The organism is Microcoleus sp. bin48.metabat.b7b8b9.023, from assembly GCF_013299185.1.
GTDB lineage: Bacteria > Cyanobacteriota > Cyanobacteriia > Cyanobacteriales > Microcoleaceae > Microcoleus.
On record NZ_JAAFKG010000034.1, the window covers coordinates 54,472 to 70,861 of the forward strand.

The 16,390-nt window shown below is 45.3% G+C and carries 15 protein-coding genes; 8 read left to right on the forward strand and 7 right to left on the reverse strand.

Annotated features, from left to right (window positions below; genetic code table 11):
• Positions 1–5: 5 nt before the first annotated feature.
• Positions 6–953, forward strand: a complete 948-nt coding sequence (locus QZW82_RS19440) for a hypothetical protein (protein ID WP_293151361.1) — start codon at positions 6–8, stop codon at positions 951–953.
• Between the two features lie 587 nt (positions 954–1,540).
• Here QZW82_RS19440 and QZW82_RS19445 read toward each other — a convergent pair.
• Complete coding sequence (locus QZW82_RS19445; RefSeq protein ID WP_293151364.1) at positions 1,541–3,622, reverse strand: hypothetical protein; 2,082 nt, start codon at positions 3,620–3,622, stop codon at positions 1,541–1,543.
• Positions 3,623–3,790: 168 nt separating this feature from the next.
• Entirely contained in the window at positions 3,791–3,967 is a 177-nt protein-coding gene (locus QZW82_RS19450; protein WP_293151367.1) for a hypothetical protein, read from the reverse strand.
• Between the two features lie 192 nt (positions 3,968–4,159).
• On the opposite strand from QZW82_RS19450, the gene QZW82_RS19455 reads away from it, so the two are divergent.
• Both QZW82_RS19455 and QZW82_RS19460 read left to right on the forward strand, forming a co-directional pair.
• Positions 4,160–4,393, forward strand: a complete 234-nt coding sequence (locus tag QZW82_RS19455; protein WP_293151370.1) for a hypothetical protein — start codon at positions 4,160–4,162, stop codon at positions 4,391–4,393.
• A gap of 189 nt (positions 4,394–4,582) precedes the next feature.
• Positions 4,583–4,903, forward strand: coding sequence for a hypothetical protein (locus QZW82_RS19460; RefSeq protein WP_293151373.1), 321 nt, complete (start codon positions 4,583–4,585; stop codon positions 4,901–4,903).
• Here the strand turns inward: QZW82_RS19460 and QZW82_RS19465 are convergent.
• Positions 4,864–6,285 (reverse strand): CHAT domain-containing protein, encoded by a 1,422-nt coding sequence (locus QZW82_RS19465; protein WP_293151376.1) that lies wholly within the window; start codon positions 6,283–6,285, stop codon positions 4,864–4,866. The genes QZW82_RS19460 and QZW82_RS19465 overlap by 40 nt on opposite strands.
• Positions 6,286–6,341: 56 nt before the next feature.
• Positions 6,342–6,566, reverse strand: coding sequence for a hypothetical protein (locus QZW82_RS19470; RefSeq protein WP_293151379.1), 225 nt, complete (start codon positions 6,564–6,566; stop codon positions 6,342–6,344).
• Positions 6,567–6,794: 228 nt separating this feature from the next.
• Between QZW82_RS19470 and QZW82_RS19475 the strand changes: the two genes are divergently transcribed.
• From QZW82_RS19475 to QZW82_RS19490, 4 genes are all read left to right on the forward strand, one after another.
• Positions 6,795–7,439 carry a hypothetical protein gene (locus QZW82_RS19475; RefSeq protein ID WP_293151382.1) on the forward strand — a complete coding sequence of 215 codons (645 nt, stop codon included), beginning with the start codon at positions 6,795–6,797 and terminating at the stop codon, positions 7,437–7,439.
• 31 nt (positions 7,440–7,470) lie between these two features.
• Entirely contained in the window at positions 7,471–8,400 is a 930-nt protein-coding gene (locus QZW82_RS19480) for a DUF1822 family protein (protein WP_293151385.1), read from the forward strand.
• Between the two features lie 29 nt (positions 8,401–8,429).
• Positions 8,430–10,892, forward strand: coding sequence for a CHASE2 domain-containing protein (locus QZW82_RS19485; RefSeq protein WP_293151388.1), 2,463 nt, complete (start codon positions 8,430–8,432; stop codon positions 10,890–10,892).
• 120 nt (positions 10,893–11,012) lie between these two features.
• Positions 11,013–11,342 (forward strand): hypothetical protein, encoded by a 330-nt coding sequence (locus tag QZW82_RS19490; RefSeq protein WP_293151391.1) that lies wholly within the window; start codon positions 11,013–11,015, stop codon positions 11,340–11,342.
• 540 nt (positions 11,343–11,882) lie between these two features.
• On the opposite strand, the gene QZW82_RS19495 is transcribed toward QZW82_RS19490, so the two are convergent.
• Both QZW82_RS19495 and QZW82_RS19500 read right to left on the reverse strand, forming a co-directional pair.
• The gene (locus tag QZW82_RS19495) at positions 11,883–12,032 is read right to left on the reverse strand and encodes a hypothetical protein (RefSeq protein WP_293151393.1); all 150 of its coding nucleotides are present in this window, start codon (positions 12,030–12,032) and stop codon (positions 11,883–11,885) included.
• A 320-nt stretch (positions 12,033–12,352) separates the two neighbouring features.
• Entirely contained in the window at positions 12,353–12,484 is a 132-nt protein-coding gene (locus QZW82_RS19500; RefSeq protein ID WP_293151395.1) for a hypothetical protein, read from the reverse strand.
• A gap of 948 nt (positions 12,485–13,432) precedes the next feature.
• On the opposite strand from QZW82_RS19500, the gene QZW82_RS19505 reads away from it, so the two are divergent.
• Positions 13,433–13,903 carry a MarR family winged helix-turn-helix transcriptional regulator gene (locus QZW82_RS19505; RefSeq protein ID WP_293151397.1) on the forward strand — a complete coding sequence of 157 codons (471 nt, stop codon included), beginning with the start codon at positions 13,433–13,435 and terminating at the stop codon, positions 13,901–13,903.
• A 795-nt stretch (positions 13,904–14,698) separates the two neighbouring features.
• Here the strand turns inward: QZW82_RS19505 and QZW82_RS19510 are convergent.
• Positions 14,699–16,381: a N,N-dimethylformamidase beta subunit family domain-containing protein gene (locus QZW82_RS19510; protein WP_293151399.1), complete on the reverse strand. Its 1,683-nt coding sequence runs from the start codon at positions 16,379–16,381 to the stop codon at positions 14,699–14,701.
• Positions 16,382–16,390 lie beyond the last annotated feature (9 nt).

Consider the following 16,390-nt stretch of genomic DNA (forward strand, 5'->3'; position numbering starts at 1 on the left):
GAGTTATGGAAGATTTTGGTATTATTATTGCCTGCTGCGACCAGGATTATCTGTTTGCTAAGGGTTGCTGTGCTAGCATTCGATATTTCCTGGGAGATGTACCGATTTGTTTGTTGATTGACGGTACGTTTTCTGTGAGTGCTTTGGAAAAGTCTTACGGGGTGCGAGTTATCGATCGCACAAACGTTTCCCAAGAGGTTCTCAGAAAGAGGAGTTTTGGCTGGGGCAAAACTAAAATGATTGCTTTCTGGGAAAGCCCTTGGTCGAATTTTATGGTGTTGGATGCCGATACAATCGTCTGGGGCGATGTTCTGAAATTGGCTAATTTTAAAGAATTTGATTTTACGATAGATAAGCCTTGTTACGATTACTCGGATGCTGATGTTTCGGAATTTTTCTTTGATATTCCGGGCGTTGAAAAGCATTTCCCGAACTTTCGGTGGGCCGAATCGCGATCGAACTATTTCTGCACGGGTACTTTTTTTGCTAAACGCGGTATTTTTAGCTTGGAAGAATACATAGAAATTTTAGATTTTACGGAGGTCAATCCGGGGATATTTAAGTACGGAGAAATGGGTTTTTTGAACTTTATGATTTTCCGAGCGGCCCAAGAAAATCGGCTGCGGGTGCAGAATGTGGATATGCAGTTATTGGTGCCGGATTTTGACCAGGATTTGCTGAGAAAGCAGTTTCCGGTGGCAGAAAACGGGCCTGCGGGCGATCGCGAGTCGGCGACTGTGATTCACTGGTGCGGGCCGAAGCCGACTTTATCGACATCTAAAGTTTACTCGGAACCGATGAATTTTTGCCGCCGCAAGTGTCAGGAGGATGCTTGGAACCGCACGGGTTTGGCTGCGGAGATGTCGCTGCAAGTTGAGGATTTGCAGCGATCGATCTATGTGTATAAGAATAAGTTTAAGAAGAAGTTTCGGCAGTTAGTGCGATCGACCTGAAAAGATACCACAATTAAGTTTGTAGTAAGGACTTTAGTCCTTATAATTATCGTCGGCAATTAAGTTTGTAGTAAGGACTTTAGTCCTTATAATTATCGTCGGTAGATTACCGATAGTCCAATTAGTTCGTAGTGAGGATTTCAGTCATAAGAAAAGAAGGACTAAAGTCCTCACTACGAACCTATTTTATTGGAAAGAAGGACTAAAGTCCTCACTACGAACCTATTTTATTATGCTTGTTGATGTGTCATAAGAAAAGAAGGACTAAAGTCCTCACTACGAACCTATTTTATTGGAAAGAAGGACTAAAGTCCTCACTACGAACCTATTTTATTATGCTTGTTGATGTGTCATAAGAAAAGAAGGACTAAAGTCCTCACTACGAACCTATTTTATTGGAAAGAAGGACTAAAGTCCTCACTACGAACCTATTTTATTATGCTTGTTGATGTGTCATAAGAAAAGAAGGACTAAAGTCCTCACTACGAACCTATTTTATTGGAAAGAAGGACTAAAGTCCTCACTACGAACCAAGTTTATTATGCTTGTTGATGTGAATATTATTCATCGAGCGAGCGATCGACAATTTAACCTTCCAGGGGCAAAGTGGGCGCGGCTGGCGGTAAAACTTGGCGGTGCACGCTGACTTTGTGACTTTCCCGCTGAGTTTGCATTTCGACGGCGATCGCCTCAAATTCAATTTCCATGCAGCCGTAGGGAATCTCTAACTCGATACTTGCTCGCATATTTCCTAACCCGGTAGCTGTAAATTCGGTAATCCAGCGCGGCCCGTCCAGAATTAGGTAGGTTTGCCGATCGAATACCCAAACTTTTACATAAATCCGCGGCATTAATTCCGGTAGTTGCACTTTCACTGTTACAGCCTGGCCTGCAAGGATTTGGGCGCGCGGCAATTCCAGGATGGGCATCGGTACTGACTCGTCTTCTGACAAAACGTAGGGAGTTGGTGGAGTTGCTTCTGCTTCTATTTTGGTGGTTTTTTGGGCAACTGGTTTCGGCTGCGGGGGCTCGTCAAACACCACAAATTCTTTCGCTTCCGGGCCAGTAGGTTGCGGTTGGGAAATGGTTTCCCTGATGGCTGGTTGCACTTTAGTTGGGCTGCTTTCTTCCACGACGGTAATTGCGTCGCTGGTATTGGGGGCTGCTTTTGGAGTTGGCGAGAGGCTGGTTGCTTTCAGCCATTCGGGGGATTCGCCGGTGCTGGCTAGGGAACTCAGTCGCGACCAAAATCTATTTTGGACGTTTAAGGTTTGAAATGCCTTTTGTGAGGGGGGTGGCGTAGGTTCTGGGGCTGGTGTTTCTGGTTCGGGGGTGTTTTGGGGTTTTTGGTCGATCGCCCGAACTTCGACTTTTTCTGGGGTAGTTGCGATGTCTGAGGGTTTGCTTGGTTGGTCGATCGCCCCGGCGGATGTTCTAGACGTATTGGTGATTTCTGAGAGCAATTGCGATCGGCTGCTGTCGGGCAGTTTGTTACCGAATGCTGGCAATTCTAGGCCGCCGGCACTGGGAGTCTGGCGGGAATTTAGTTGAGGGGGTAGGGATTCATTGCTTAAAGATTCATTGATGGCGACTTCTGAGGGAGATGGCAGATCTAACGCTTTTTGTGCTACCCGGAGAAAGGATGGATGTACTTCTTTTCGAGGTGGTCTGACTGCTGTTGGAGAGGGATCGGCTTGATGTTTTTCTTCGATGAAATCGTCTTTAATTACTTCTAGCAGGTGTTCTAAACGGGCTGTAATTGTGAATAGTTTGGTCGCTAAAGTTACACCGCCGCTGCTGAGAATTGCTTCTCCTAAAATTAGGCGACTTTTGCAGTCGGCTGGGATGTAGGTGACGCAGGCAAAGATACAGGGGGGAGCTTGTTCTGGCATCGGCTGCTCGATTTGGGCGAGTATTTGTGAGGTTTGGGGATCTCGCAGGTAAATTTGCAGTTGTGCTGAACCGATGAGTTTTTGGAGTTCTAGAAGTTGGGATTCTGGGATGGGAGGTGGTGTTCTTTTGGTTTTTTGAGGTGGTTGGGGAATGTCGATTTTGCCGGAAATGATTAAGGGGCGGCCGAGTTGGGTGATGAAGGTTTCTCGATCGAGAACGAGTTCAAGTTCGAGTTTGGCTGGGGGTTGCGGCGGCTGAGCGGTTTGGGGAAGTGGAAATTGGTAGATTTTGGTCGGCTGTGGTGGAGGTGGAGGTGGGGCTGGGATTTGGGTTGGTGTTCGATCGACTGCTGCTGCTGTTTGTGAGGCTGAGGGGGAAGCGGCGGCTTCGGAGGAGTCGATCGCGGGTAGGGGTTCGGAAGTTTCCGATTCTGCGGGCAATACTTCTAATTGCACGCCGTACTGCCAAGATTTTGCTGGTTCTGATTTGGGATCTGGCAAGCAGGAGAGTTCCCACATTCCCGGTTTGAGACGGGTGTAGGGAATGATCACGACTAATCCTTCGGGGTTTGTGCGGGCGGATCTGCTTTGGACTTTCCGCTGGGGGGCAGTTTCGTCAAAGGATGTATGGACGATCCGAATTTCGATGTCGGTGTTGGGGTGCTGAATGCGCGCCACGACGCGATATTTGCCTTCTAGAATTTCCACGTCGGGGGTTTCTAGGGGCAACCAGGCGCGATCGCCCTCTTTCTGTAGTAAAAATTCTAATTTTTTCATGTTTTGTTTCCCCTTGAAGGTTCCCGCTCGATTTGTCACAGGTTGGTGGTGGTTGGTTGAGCGACAGCTAAAGATATGTAATTACTTTATGTTTTATAGCGTATCATCTGTTTCGATTCAGAGGCTCGATCGGCAGAATCCCTCACCGGAAAGGGCCTTGCCGTTTCCTTAGAAATATCGTTGCGTACAATTATCGCTCTTGGAGAGCGATCGACTTACCAACCCAATCCAAAATCTAAAATCTAAAATCCATTGACGGCGGCCCCACAAGCCGCTACGCTGTGAAATTAAGGTTGCTTTGCTCGAAGAGGAAGCAGCCAGAGTGGCCCGAAAATCTAGTTGCACTCCCTCCGCTTCGCTTCGCCCAAAGCTGTTACCAGCAGCTAAGGACAGCTAACCGCCAAACTGATACGAGCAGTCTGGAGGCTAATCGAGAATAACATTCTCTGTAGCCGCCCTGCTTTGCGTTACCGTGCGGGGCGGCTGGGTTTTTGGGTTTTCCTGACCAGAAAAACCAAAAACTAGGAGACCATAATTATGTCACAGGAATTTTTGCCTGACGATAACTCGTCCGAGCGTCCAAATGACGACTCTGAATCGGAACAGGAAGTCTTGCAGATAACCGTTGTCGGTTCCCACAAAGCCGTGTTAGAAACCATCCACACCTTATACAGGCTGGGCTTTGCAGCAGTCGGCGATTGGAGTCCTCCGCAGCGGGGGCCAAAACCGGGACAAGTTATTAGCGTGCTGATTCGTCGATCCAAAGTCTAGAAATGGGCGGGCCTTCGAGGTGATAAGGATCGCGAATTAAATAATTTACAGAAGTTTGTGGGGTGGGCGGGACGCTCGGCGGCTCTTTCTGGACGGGCGGGACGCCCATCCCACAAGCATAAAAATTGTAAGTTATTTAATTCTCATTCCTAAGCTGTTGATCCGTAGAGTCCCGCGCCGGACTTAGGCTTGGTCTTTGGTCGTGTCAACAATCGCGTTAAACCCGCAGTCCGGCAGGGGTTTAAACCCCTGCCTCAAAGCAAAAGTCCTCTGAAGAGGACTGAAGAACTCATCAGTCCTCTTCAGAGGACTTTCGCTATTAGACAGGGACTTGAGTCCCTGGCGGTCTTTCGGGTGAAGCGCGATCCGGGACGATCGCGATCCGTAGAGTCCCGCGCCGGACACGGCAATACAGTTTCCCTAGAGATTTCCAATTGTAAAACAGACATCTTGCCTGTTTCTACCCACAATTACCAAGGACTGCCGATCGCACTAAAAGCGGCCCAATAATAAGGATGCGATAAATTTTTGCTCTCAAGTTTGGGGATAGACGGCGGCAACGGAGTTTCCCCCCTAGAACTTCGCAGTTGCCCATTTTCTATCGTAACTTTACCTTTAATCGCAGCAATTTGTGCTTGCCTGAGAGCTTCAGCTTTAATGATTGGAGGATTTTGAGGCTTGCTGATTTTTAACTGCTGGTAAAACTCTGTCATCAGCGCCAGAGTCCCCGCATCTGACACGTACCACAAACTGGCGAGGGCAGATTTTGCTCCCGATTGCAACGCTAAGCCGCCAAATCCGAGTTCTGCTTCTTTGTCTCCGGAAGCAGTTCTACAGGCGCTCAATACTAACAGTTCCAGTGGCGGATTGTTCCATTTCAAATCTCTCATTTGAGATAATCTGAGTTGGTTATCCCAAAATTGAATGTAGGAGTTATCTGGGCTTCCGGGGCGGAATTCCGCGTGAGTCGCCAGGTGGATGATGCCGTATCTTTGTTGCAGTCGCTGCGATTGCAAGTTAACGATGGTAAAATCTTCGTTGATAAAGGATTGACCTGGCCACTGTCTGGCGATCGCACTTAATTCTAACGGAACAGCCGGTAGCGGTTCTTTGTTTGCGGTTTCTGAGAAATTTTCTGCTCCCATTGCTAAGACGTGAGAGTTTCTGAGATCCGTATAATTGATGTCTGTCAGCTTGAATGCCGGAATTCGCGACATACTGTATTTTTCGACCAAAAATTGCTGGCCGTCGTGCATTGCTGCTAGGGGTACGGTTCGCAAACCTTCGCCGACGCAGAACAGCAGGGTGTCAATTTTTGCTATTTTTAAGTCGGTTTCTAGCGGTGCAATTATCCATTGATAAAGTTGTTGAGCTGATTCTAGATAGCTGGTAGTATTAATTTGTGCTACTTTGGTGATTTCGCTGGTCAATTCTTGGACTACTGGCACCAGTTTGTCTCTTTTGGCTGAGGGGATGCTCCGGTTAATTGGCGGGCGATCGGGCAATATTAAGATTAGTTCTAGTTGGTCTGTGCGCGGGATGGCGTAAATTAAAGCTGGTTTTTTCTTGGTTTGAACTGCTAGGCGGGAAAGAGTTTTTGATATTGATTCGGCGGTTTTTTCGCGGGCGGTAAAGTTTTGTTCAAAGTATGTTTGATAGTCTTCTTCCCAGTCTTTTTCGATTCTGGTGACGGCTTCGGTGAGGTTTCCGCGATCGAGAATATTTCTCATTTCTGAGCCTTGAAGCCCACCGGGGTCTGGCTTTTGGGCAATTGTAGCGAGGTTCGCGGTGCTCCAGCAGAAAAGTATGGCTGTCAAACAGTAAAAAATAGCTCTTTTGATTTTTTTCTGAGTTGCGTGTTTTTGACGGTGCTGCTGGGATTGGTAGTGCATGATTTTGGGGCGTTTATACCATTTTCGATTTGCGATTAAAGAATTGGGAATGATGGTTAAAATCGAATTTTTTGAAACAATAATAACGGCTTATTTGACTGCTGCACCACTCTGGATAGTAAAAACCGTTGGTTTGGAGTACGATCGCCCTGCTCGGTTGTCGATCGCGCTTCCTGTAAATAATTAACTCTGTTGGCGATCGCGATTATAGCATTCCACACAAACGTCAAACATTTGCGATCGCCCCAACAGCCCGCAACGCCTGATTCCTGGCGCACCAACGACCGCCCCTGGGCCCGGAAATTCGCGAATTATGTAAAGTTTTGTAAATTATGCAGAAGTTTTGCATAAAAATCGCAGATCCCGACAGATAGGCAAATAGAAGGCATTGCAGGGGATATGGCGGCTCCGACAGCGGGCGCACCAGTCGCTCTCGGAGCATTCGCTCAACCCCGGCGGCCTGCATAGCTGGTTGGAGACTATTTTTCTGAGTAACCTTGGAATAAGAGATGCCTACTAAGGATGACATTGACAATCGGCTCAAACAGCTAGCCATAGCTGCCAAAAATCACCAGCCTAAAACTTTAGGGCGACAGAAAGCTGTGACCAGATTAGTGATGGAAATTGAAAAATATAAAATCATTAACTGTCCGCAGAATAAGAATTTTTCCTACGCAATTTATCAGGAAATTTTGCTGGAAGCCAAACAGGAACTGATGTTTCGCATTTCCCGGGAAATTCACAACTACCGACCTGAAAAAGAGGTCAGCCAGTGGGTAAACTTCTTGATAGTTAAATGTTTTCAAGAAACCACCCCTAAAGTTATAGGTAGGAAAGATTTACCAACTGTATACTACGGAGATATGGAACCCGTTTTCAATCAAATGGAAAAGCAGCAGGCAGAACATGAATCTTGTCCAATCGCAGCAGGTCTAATCGAGATGATTGAAGAAGATCCGGGCGATATTTTTCAAAACGAAGTGATGAAAAAGCACGCCCACGTCAACTTTAAATTGTTGCTGGTCAAGAGAGTGATAGAAGATGCAAGTTTGCAGCAAATCTCCGAAGAGTTAGGAGTAAGTATTTCAAGTTTGAGCAGTTTTTACCAGAGGTCTTTGGAGAAATTCACGCCCAGATTCCGAGAATACTTGTAGGACATTCAAAACCCAAAAACAGAGATGGATCATGAATAACACAGAAGTTGATTTAGTTTTGACAATACCGATCGCCCCAGCAGCCTACCGCAGCGCTCAAACCCTTGCACAGCAGCAAAGTGACCGGGGGAAAGCCAAACAGGTTTATCTCAATGCTTTGGCGGTGCACGCAGTCGATTTGTACTTTCAGTGCATGGAAATAGACACTGATTTGGACGCCAGCAATATTTGGAATCCTGCGATCCAGAAATTCATGGATATTGCGGATTTGGATGTCAAAGGTATTGGCAAGCTGGAATGCCGTTGGGTAAGCCCTGGTGAAGAATGTGTATCGATTCCGGCAGAAGTGCGATCGGACAGAATCGGTTATGTTGCTGTAGAGATCGGCCAATCTGTCGAAGAGGTGAAGTTGCTGGGATTTGTCAAAAATGGCGATCGAGAAAAAGTTCTTCTTAGCGAGTTGGAGTCGATCGACAACCTGCTAGAATACTTAGACGAGATCAAGCCTGTAAATCTCAGTCAGTGGTTGCACAATATTGTCGGTAGCGGTTGGCATACAGCCCAAACGCTGTTCGATTCAAAACCAGAATTGCAGTTTGCTTTCCGAAGTCCTCAAGTTGTCGAAAAAAGCGCTTCAGCAGATGTACGCGTACCAGTCAAGCGAGGCAAATTACTCAACTTAGAGTGGGGGAAAGAGCAAGTAGCTTTATTTGTGGAATTGATGACAACCGACGAACCAGATATCGATATTTCGGTAGAGGTTTATCCCACAAACGGTCAAACTAACTTGCCCAACGATTTGCAGTTGATGGTGCTGGATGATGAAGGTGAACCTCTGATGCAAGCTAGAGCAAATAAAACGGAAAATTTGCTCTTTGAGTTAAGCGGAGAACCGGGAGAGCATTTTAGCGTCAAGTTGGCTTTGGGCGATTTCAGCGTGACTGAAAATTTTTTGATCTAATTGTCACTTATCAACAGGGGGTGTGAATTATGGATAAGTTAATTGTTTTGAAATTAGACGGAGATTGCGAAGAAGGTTTTCGCTGCACCATAAAAATTGGGAAAAACAATCAATTTCCCTCTACGGACTTTACGGAAAGTAAAAGATTGCCAGCCAACCCGCAAATAGCCGCTTTTGAAGAAGAACATTGGCTGGAAAAATATCGAGCTATGGGAACAAATTCCCGGCACCACCAGGAAAATTTAGTGCATTTAATTTACCCTTTTTTGCACAAAGATGCCAAAAAAAATACCGCTGTGAAATCGACGGTGGCTAAAGGATTGTCTTTTCGTCGGATAAAACCGAAAAAGATTAACGCAAGAAGTCCTGTGAATGATTGCAAAGAGTCTGGGAAAAAACTTGCGTTGATGCTGAATGATTGGCTGAAGTCTCCTGAGTTTGCTAGGGTAGATAGAATAATTGGGGACAATTTAAATCCAGATGAAGAGGCAAGGGTGCTGATTTGCACAAATGACAAACACTTGCACAAACTGCCTTGGAATCAGTGGGATTTGTTTGAAAGATTTCCGAAAGCCGAACCTTCCCTGAGTAAATTAAACTATGTAACACTGGAAAATCCCGGACAACCTATCCGCAAGTCTAAGGTAAGGATTTTAGCAATTCTGGGAAACAGCGCTGGGATTGATATCACGCAAGATAGGAAAATTTTGGAGAATTTGTCTTCCAATGCTGATGTGAGGTTTCTAGTGGAACCGAAACAGGAAGAAATCAGCGACGAACTTTGGGAGCAATCTTGGGATATTATATTTTTTGCAGGACATGGGGAAACTGAGGAGGATATTGGAAAAATATATATCAATCAAACAGATTTTTTAACAATTAATGAGTTATGGTGCGGCTTGAGGAAAGCGGTAAAAAATGGTTTGCAACTGGCTATTTTTAACTGTTGCGATGGGTTGGGTTTGGCTAGAAATTTAGATGATTTTCAGATGATTCCGCAAATGATTTTAATGCGGGAGTTTGTGCCGGATATTGTGGCTCAAGAATTTTTAAAATGTTTTCTTAAAGAGTTTGTGAATGGCAAGTCTTTGTATGCAGCAGCGGGGGAAGCGCGGCGGCGGTTGGAGACTTGGGAAAAGGAATTTCCTTGTGCTAGTTGGTTGCCTGTAATTTGGCAGCATCCGGCAGCGAAGCCTGCGGTTTGGAACGATTTTTTGCTGGCGCCGGATTTGCCTGCTGTGGCCCCGGATTTGACTTTGCTTCCCACGTCTGGGAAAAGACGACCGGTTGAGGGTTTTTCGCGCTTGAAGTCGGTGATTTTGGCGAGTGCGGGCTGTACCCTGGCTGTGATGGGAACCCGCTCTATGGGGGTTATCGAGGCGCTGGAACTGTCAATGCTCGATCGACTAATGAGCCAGCGCCAACCTGAATTAATCGACAATCGGTTGTTGGTTGTGGAAGTGACAGACAATGATGCCGAGAATTACGGCTATCCTCAAAATGATGCTACTTTAGCAAAGGCGATCGACAATTTGCAGCAGTTTCAACCTGTAGCAATTGGTTTGAATATGCACCGCAATTCGCCAAGGGAGCCAGGACGAAAAAACTTAATTTCTCTGTTTGATAGCAATCCTAATATTATTACTGTATGCAGCTATGGTTCCACCGATAAAAATTACGATCCGCCGCCAGAATTGTCGAAGGCTAAATTAACCAATCAACTGGGTTTTAGCGATTTAACTCCGGATGAATTGCGCCATGAAAAAGGTAGCAGTATTCGCCGTCAATCTCTTTCCTATGAACCAAATCTTTCTACTTTTACTAATAATTGTAAAATTTCTAATAGCTTCAACTTTCTGTTAGCTTTGCGTTTTTTGGAAAATCAAGGAATAAAATCACAGATAAGTGACAATCACGAGTGGCGAATCGCTGATATTACATTTAAAAGATTGGCTATTCGTACAGGAGGTTATCAAGATTTAAAGGCGCTAGTGAGTCAAATATTGCTCAACTACCGCGCCAACCCGAAACCAGCTTTTAAAGTGACACTTCAAGAAGTATTAGAAGGGAAAATAAACTCTGATTTAGTTAAGGGTAAAATTGTCTTAATCGGCCACACTTCGCAAGTTTCGAGGGAGGAATCTGATACTCCTTACGGTAAAATGCCGGGAGTTTGGATTCATGCTCACATGGTTAGTCAAATCCTCAGCGCTGCGATTGATAAAAGGCCGCTATTGTGGGTTTTGCCGCAATTGCAAGGGATACAGTGGGGAGATGCTGTTTTTGTGTGGTTGGTGGCTGTGATGGGCGGGTTGTTGGCTTGGCGGGATCGATCGCTCTTGGTGTTGGCGATCGCTAGCGGTGGTATGATTTTTGTGCTGTACCAAGGTTCTTTGGTAATTTTAACTTTCGGTGGCTGGATGCCTTTGGTTCCGGCGGTTTTGGCTTTAGTTGCGACGGGTGGTATCTTGTTTGTGTACGATCGATCTTAATTAGCCTCGGCGGTTGAAATCTCGGATTTGACGATCGCACAAACGAAGCCTCGGCGGTTGAAACCGCTTCTATACAAGCAAATTCCGAACTCAGAGAAACTGGGAGAGAAGAGGGCTTTTATGTGTAAAATGCCATTGCAGTTAGTTTTGGGTTTAATTTTGGCGATCGATTCTGCGTCAGCGCTGGCAAATCCGGCACATCCAGCTACTGTAGTAGAGAATAATTTGGTCAAAAATCATCGAATTGCGATCGCACAAAACGCCAAACCCCAGAGAAAGCCGGATATAAAAACACCAATCACACCACCAGACAAAAACACGAAACCAGGGGCCGGATCGAAAGTATCAAAAACACCTAACACACCTCCCGATTCTCATACCAAACCTGGTGGACTCGACCCTTCTAAATCATGCAAAAGAACCAATAAGGTAATTGCTCAACCCCTTTAACAAGAAGACAAGATAGACATTAGATAAAGGAATGGAAAAACTCCCCCGACTTAAAACAACTATCGAGCGAGGAAAAAGAAGCCTTGATAGTAGAGCTATGGGAGAAAATCCAAAAACTCAGCGCAATATTAGACACCTACGAACCAAAACCCGAGCCAGAGCCATCTCCCAAAAAAACTAGCAAAAATTCCAGCACTCCACCGTCCAAAGGATTCAAGCCCAACATTTGTACCGACACTCTAGTTGAGCAATTACAACGGCAGCTTATTTTGAGAAATAGCGGGAATTGATTCCCCTGCAATCGCAAATCCCGCCTTGATTTCAACACCCTCGATCGAATCCTGTGGCATATTCTTAAAGATTCCAACCCAAAAATAAATGTAACAATCAATACATTTGAACCTGAAGCAGCGGAAATTCGGGCTTGAGATCGAACTCTCACCCTGCGCGCTTCCCCTGTCTTGATCTCAGGCACCCTGGCCAAGTTTTATGCAAAAGTTGCCGAAACTTTACAAAAGTTGACAGTAAATGGGGGATTCCCTACCGGATAGCTACGATTTGAGAAGGCTTCACGCAGAGATCGCAGGAATATCGGCGTGCAGGGGCGATCGAGGTACTGGGCCAGGACTTACCAGAAAGAATTGGTTGAAAGCCCGCCCGCCCGGGAGAAATTAAAATCAGACTATTCATTAGTCCAATCCTCGGACTTAAGGGTAGAGGTCACCCTCAAGCAGTCAACAGTCAACTGAACCACAGCTTCTGCTTTACGGCGCAATCCCCGGCGTGGATTGGTGTCAACAAGCACGTCAAACGTAGTGCCAGACTGCTGTTTTCGGCATCGAACTGCAAGTTTTGGGGGTGGCTAAACTGCCATTCAACATTGGTGAATTGTTCAAAGCATCAGTCAGATCCGATACATACCCTAAAATGCTCAACCCCTATGCGGCGATTTCAGTGTGGGTAAATTTTTCAATAATTGCTTTTTATGTCCTATGTCTTTAGGTTGTAAATTAAGTTGCATCAAATTTAACTAGCGCTATCACTGGGAGCAAAGTATGGCAAGCCTCGTGGTAGAGTTCGGCTAAGTCGATATTTTGGGTGGCGACAAGTTGGCGGCGGTATATTTCAGTTTTGGATCCCAAAGTAAATAATTTACACTCTTGAAAGTTGGATGGACGGGACGCCCATCCTTTCTGGACGGGCGGGACGCCCATCCCACAAGAACTATCAATAAGTTATTTAATTCTCATTCCTTTGCTGTTGACTTGATTTGCGATCGCACCAACAATTTTCGATCTGATAGGTACTTGTACGGATTACGAAAATAGTGTTAAGGCTACTAATCAAACCAACTTTCTCACTTTTTATACTCATCTTTGTTAATTGTGGCAATGGCCTGTCGCCCGCTAGCCATCGGCGGTTAAAAATTCCAAAATTTATGGTACTTTTTCCAATCGAGCAACTAACTGTGATATATATAACTCAGCTTATCTAATTTATATGTAATAATACTTAATTAGATAAATAATCTTACACTATGCGGTCGATCGCCAATGTTAGCTATCGACAACCCAAACAGAATCGATGCCAAATTAAAAACAACATTTCCAGCTCCCTCAATGAAAATAGCAGCGCGCGGCAGTTAATTGCAGTAAATTCAAGTCAGGGATTGATAAATAGATTGAATTTCCAAATTTACACACGATTTTCATATAAATTGACAAATTTAGCCAAACAAATTAATTCTAAACCGTTAGAATAGCTAACAGTTAGTATTACTGCAATTGCGGTGCAGAGCGAATACCTGTACTGTCTATAAAGCAAATTAGCGATCGAGCGTCCATAATTAAATGCCCGAGTCGCCTATACTTACTTGCACCCCCCTGGGAAAAGTGAACTAAAAACCTAAATAAGTCACTGAAGCACCCTCCGAGCAAGTGCAGGAGCTTCACAGAAAGCCTCTGTTGACGCAAAGGTTTTTTTACTCAAACATGAAATTTGATTTGTATGCTGCACCAACCGAGCATCCCTTTTGCTCACGCCACCTTGCCGAGTACAGCAATGGTGGAGATTTTTCAGGGGGAAGAAAGATGAATTTGGAAAAATCCTCTACAGGAATAACCCCCGATAGCTGCGCTGCGGCAGTAGTGGAAATCATTCCGCTGATTGTGGGGTCGCTTCGAGCCCAAATGCGAAATCAAGGAGAACCCTTTTTATCGATATCTCAGTTTCGCAGTCTTATGTTTCTTTACCGCTATCCAGGTTCTTCTTTATCCAAGTTAGCAGATTATTTGGGGGTAACTCGACCGACTGCTTCTGCAATTTGCGAGCGCTTGGTTCAGGAAAAATTTGTAGACCGCAAAGAACATCCTCAGGAACGGCGAGCGGTGGTGCTGAAACTGACAGAAACTGGTCGTGGGAGGCTCGAAGAAATTCAAGCGCTCACCTGTAGCAATATTTCGCCAATGTTCGAGGATTTGTCTCAGGAGCAGATGGAGAGCGTTTTAGCAGGATTGACGTTACTCAGAGAGGTGTTTGACGGCAAATCTAACAATCAGTAAAACCTCCTCTACATCTATTTATTGTTTAACCTGTTACATATAGGTTGTAGGGTACGTAGTCCGCACCCTACAGCTTTTTTTGACCGAAGAACCAGCCTCCCGTGCCCCTGGCTTTAGACATGATTCGGAAGTCGGCGGCGGTTTCAACCGCCTTTAATATTTATTTACATAATGGATCTAAAGATTTGTTATAATTAGATTGTAAGTAAAAAACCTATCTACGTGTTAAAACTTGTCTTGTATCGGAGAAATCCCGGCGCAGCGCAGCCCCCACTACCATTCATGTAGTAAGCCTGTATAACTGACAAGTAATGGCAGAATGTGAAGCGTACCTATCTGGCAAATGTGATGGATACTGACAAGCAAACACAATTTCAAGTAAGCGCAATTGCAATACCTTTTGTACGGGTAGTTGTTTTGAGCGAATAGAGGTGATTTGATAACGCCTTTGAGAGTTTTCCGATTCATTCAATAATCCCCGTGGCTTTAGCCCTGGGGAGTATCAATTAACACTCTTATACTCGGATCTCCGCCTCGCATCCCCGTTAAGAAGCAGGATGGTTTTATTGTCATCCTAAAAATTAGGTACGTAGTTGGGATGCGAGCCCTCTTCATGTATATCTCGAAAGAGGGCTCTCATCCCAACTACGTACCTTGATTAGGAATAACAATTTAATAACTTAAGCAATGTTTGCTCGTTGCTCGTTACCAGGCTCTGCCTAGTAATGCAGATTCGGAGGCTCTGCTTCCCTTTACCTTGTGGCTTATGGAGATAGAGGATAGTTATTACATAATTTACTTTTTGGCTGAATTTAACAGCTTTGCTAAAACGTTTCGCGTTATTTGCTGAGCTCCGGCATTTAAAACTGGCGATCGCAACTGCGGCGCATTGTAATCGTCTAATCCCCACGCCCACTGCATCGAACCAGTCGCGAATACTTTCGCCCCCGAATCTGCTGTATAAACCGTCATGTCAGCATAGCGAGTCCCTCCCCCGTGAGGGTATGGAGAATGACCGAGCCGAACTATATTTTTCGGGGCATTGCCAAACATTCGATCGACTTCATAACCCAACAGTCCCGGTAACTTGTCGCCCTGTTTTAACTGAGTTTTTTCCAGCAGCCAATCCGGGGCATTTTTATCGATCGCAATATCAGAGTTAACTTGAAATGTCTCGTACATAACACCTATCAAAGCATCTTCTGGACTTCCGATAGAGCGATCTCGCCAGCGAGTTGTTACTAAAGAATTAAGTGCGGGCGATTTATTGTAAGTTGTTGCTATTTGAGTGCTTTCTAGTTGCTCTGTTCCATAGTTAAAGTCCCCACTATTAGCTATTTTTACTATCGAATTAACGGCGCCTAATTCTTTTGGTAATGCGCCCATAGGGTCTAAATCTGCCATTTCTTTATAAGCAACCACAGTTCGGTTTACTTCCCCAGTAATTCGGCTGGGTTCTAGGCGGATCTGCCAATAGCAAATATTGGAACCAAAAAATCCGATGCTGACGCCTTCATCTCTAGCTGCTTCTATATTTTCCCGCATATCTCGCGACCAGTATTCGTCGTGACCTACGGACAAAAATGCTTTGTGAGACAACAGCAACCGGGAGTTAAAATGCGTGTCAATGTTGGTGGCATAGGTAACATCGTAGCCTTCTTTTTCCAGCCACCTGACCATATTGTATTCCCAACCAGCGTTTGAAGTTCTCCTTTTTGGCTGAAAATTTGTCAGAAATTCCCCCGCACCTACGCCGTAAGCTGCTTTGCGGTTGGGACTCATGGCGTAAGGCCGATTAAACGAAACCTTGTAAGCTTGTTTGGCCATGCTGTTCCAGCGGTAAAGGGATTTGTGACCCCAATTGTTGTACGCTTGGAAAGTGGTAACGCTGGATTGAAATAAAATGTCGGATTTGCGATCGTCATCCCGCACTACAAAGATAATATAACTTTGTTTCCCGCTGATACTGGCGGTGAGTTTCGCTAAATAAATGCCGCTCGTCCAGTCCGAAGGGCGATCGGGAATTTGCAAAATATAGGGGTCTTTCCAATCGCATTCTATCAGTCCCGATGCTTCATCTTCTCTCGGCGGAGGCTGTTTGATTCCCTTCCGCACAATTGGGTCATTCATCCGGCGACCGCCGAGTCCATTATACCATCCGGTGCGGAATATTTCTATGCTATAATTCGGTTCTTTAGTGTTAACAAATAACTTAATTTCGCCGCCGAGATTGACGCTGGTCAGAGAGGCGTAACCTTCGATTTCTCGCTTCGTAGCAGGATTTTCTAACTCCCAGTCTGGGGTTCCGGATTTTTGGTTTTCTCGGGCTGTGAGATTGGTGCCGATAGCACTTTTTGCGATATTTGAATAATCTTGAGAATGTGCTGCGCTGTTATACAAAAAAGGGGCGGCTAAGCCAAGTGAGAAAGCTTTCAGAAACTCTCGGCGGCGCAATTTCAACAATAGTTTAACTGTCACTGGTTTAAG

Coding starts and splice junctions, on each gene's coding strand:
- QZW82_RS19440 (WP_293151361.1), top strand. CDS start 6: ATGGAAGATTTTGGTATTATTATTGCCTGCTGCGACCAGGATTATCTG.
- QZW82_RS19445 (WP_293151364.1), bottom strand. CDS start 3,622: ATGAAAAAATTAGAATTTTTACTACAGAAAGAGGGCGATCGCGCCTGG.
- QZW82_RS19455 (WP_293151370.1), top strand. CDS start 4,160: ATGTCACAGGAATTTTTGCCTGACGATAACTCGTCCGAGCGTCCAAAT.
- QZW82_RS19465 (WP_293151376.1), bottom strand. CDS start 6,285: ATGCACTACCAATCCCAGCAGCACCGTCAAAAACACGCAACTCAGAAA.
- QZW82_RS19475 (WP_293151382.1), top strand. CDS start 6,795: ATGCCTACTAAGGATGACATTGACAATCGGCTCAAACAGCTAGCCATA.
- QZW82_RS19480 (WP_293151385.1), top strand. CDS start 7,471: ATGAATAACACAGAAGTTGATTTAGTTTTGACAATACCGATCGCCCCA.
- QZW82_RS19485 (WP_293151388.1), top strand. CDS start 8,430: ATGGATAAGTTAATTGTTTTGAAATTAGACGGAGATTGCGAAGAAGGT.
- QZW82_RS19490 (WP_293151391.1), top strand. CDS start 11,013: ATGTGTAAAATGCCATTGCAGTTAGTTTTGGGTTTAATTTTGGCGATC.
- QZW82_RS19495 (WP_293151393.1), bottom strand. CDS start 12,032: ATGAATAGTCTGATTTTAATTTCTCCCGGGCGGGCGGGCTTTCAACCA.
- QZW82_RS19505 (WP_293151397.1), top strand. CDS start 13,433: ATGAATTTGGAAAAATCCTCTACAGGAATAACCCCCGATAGCTGCGCT.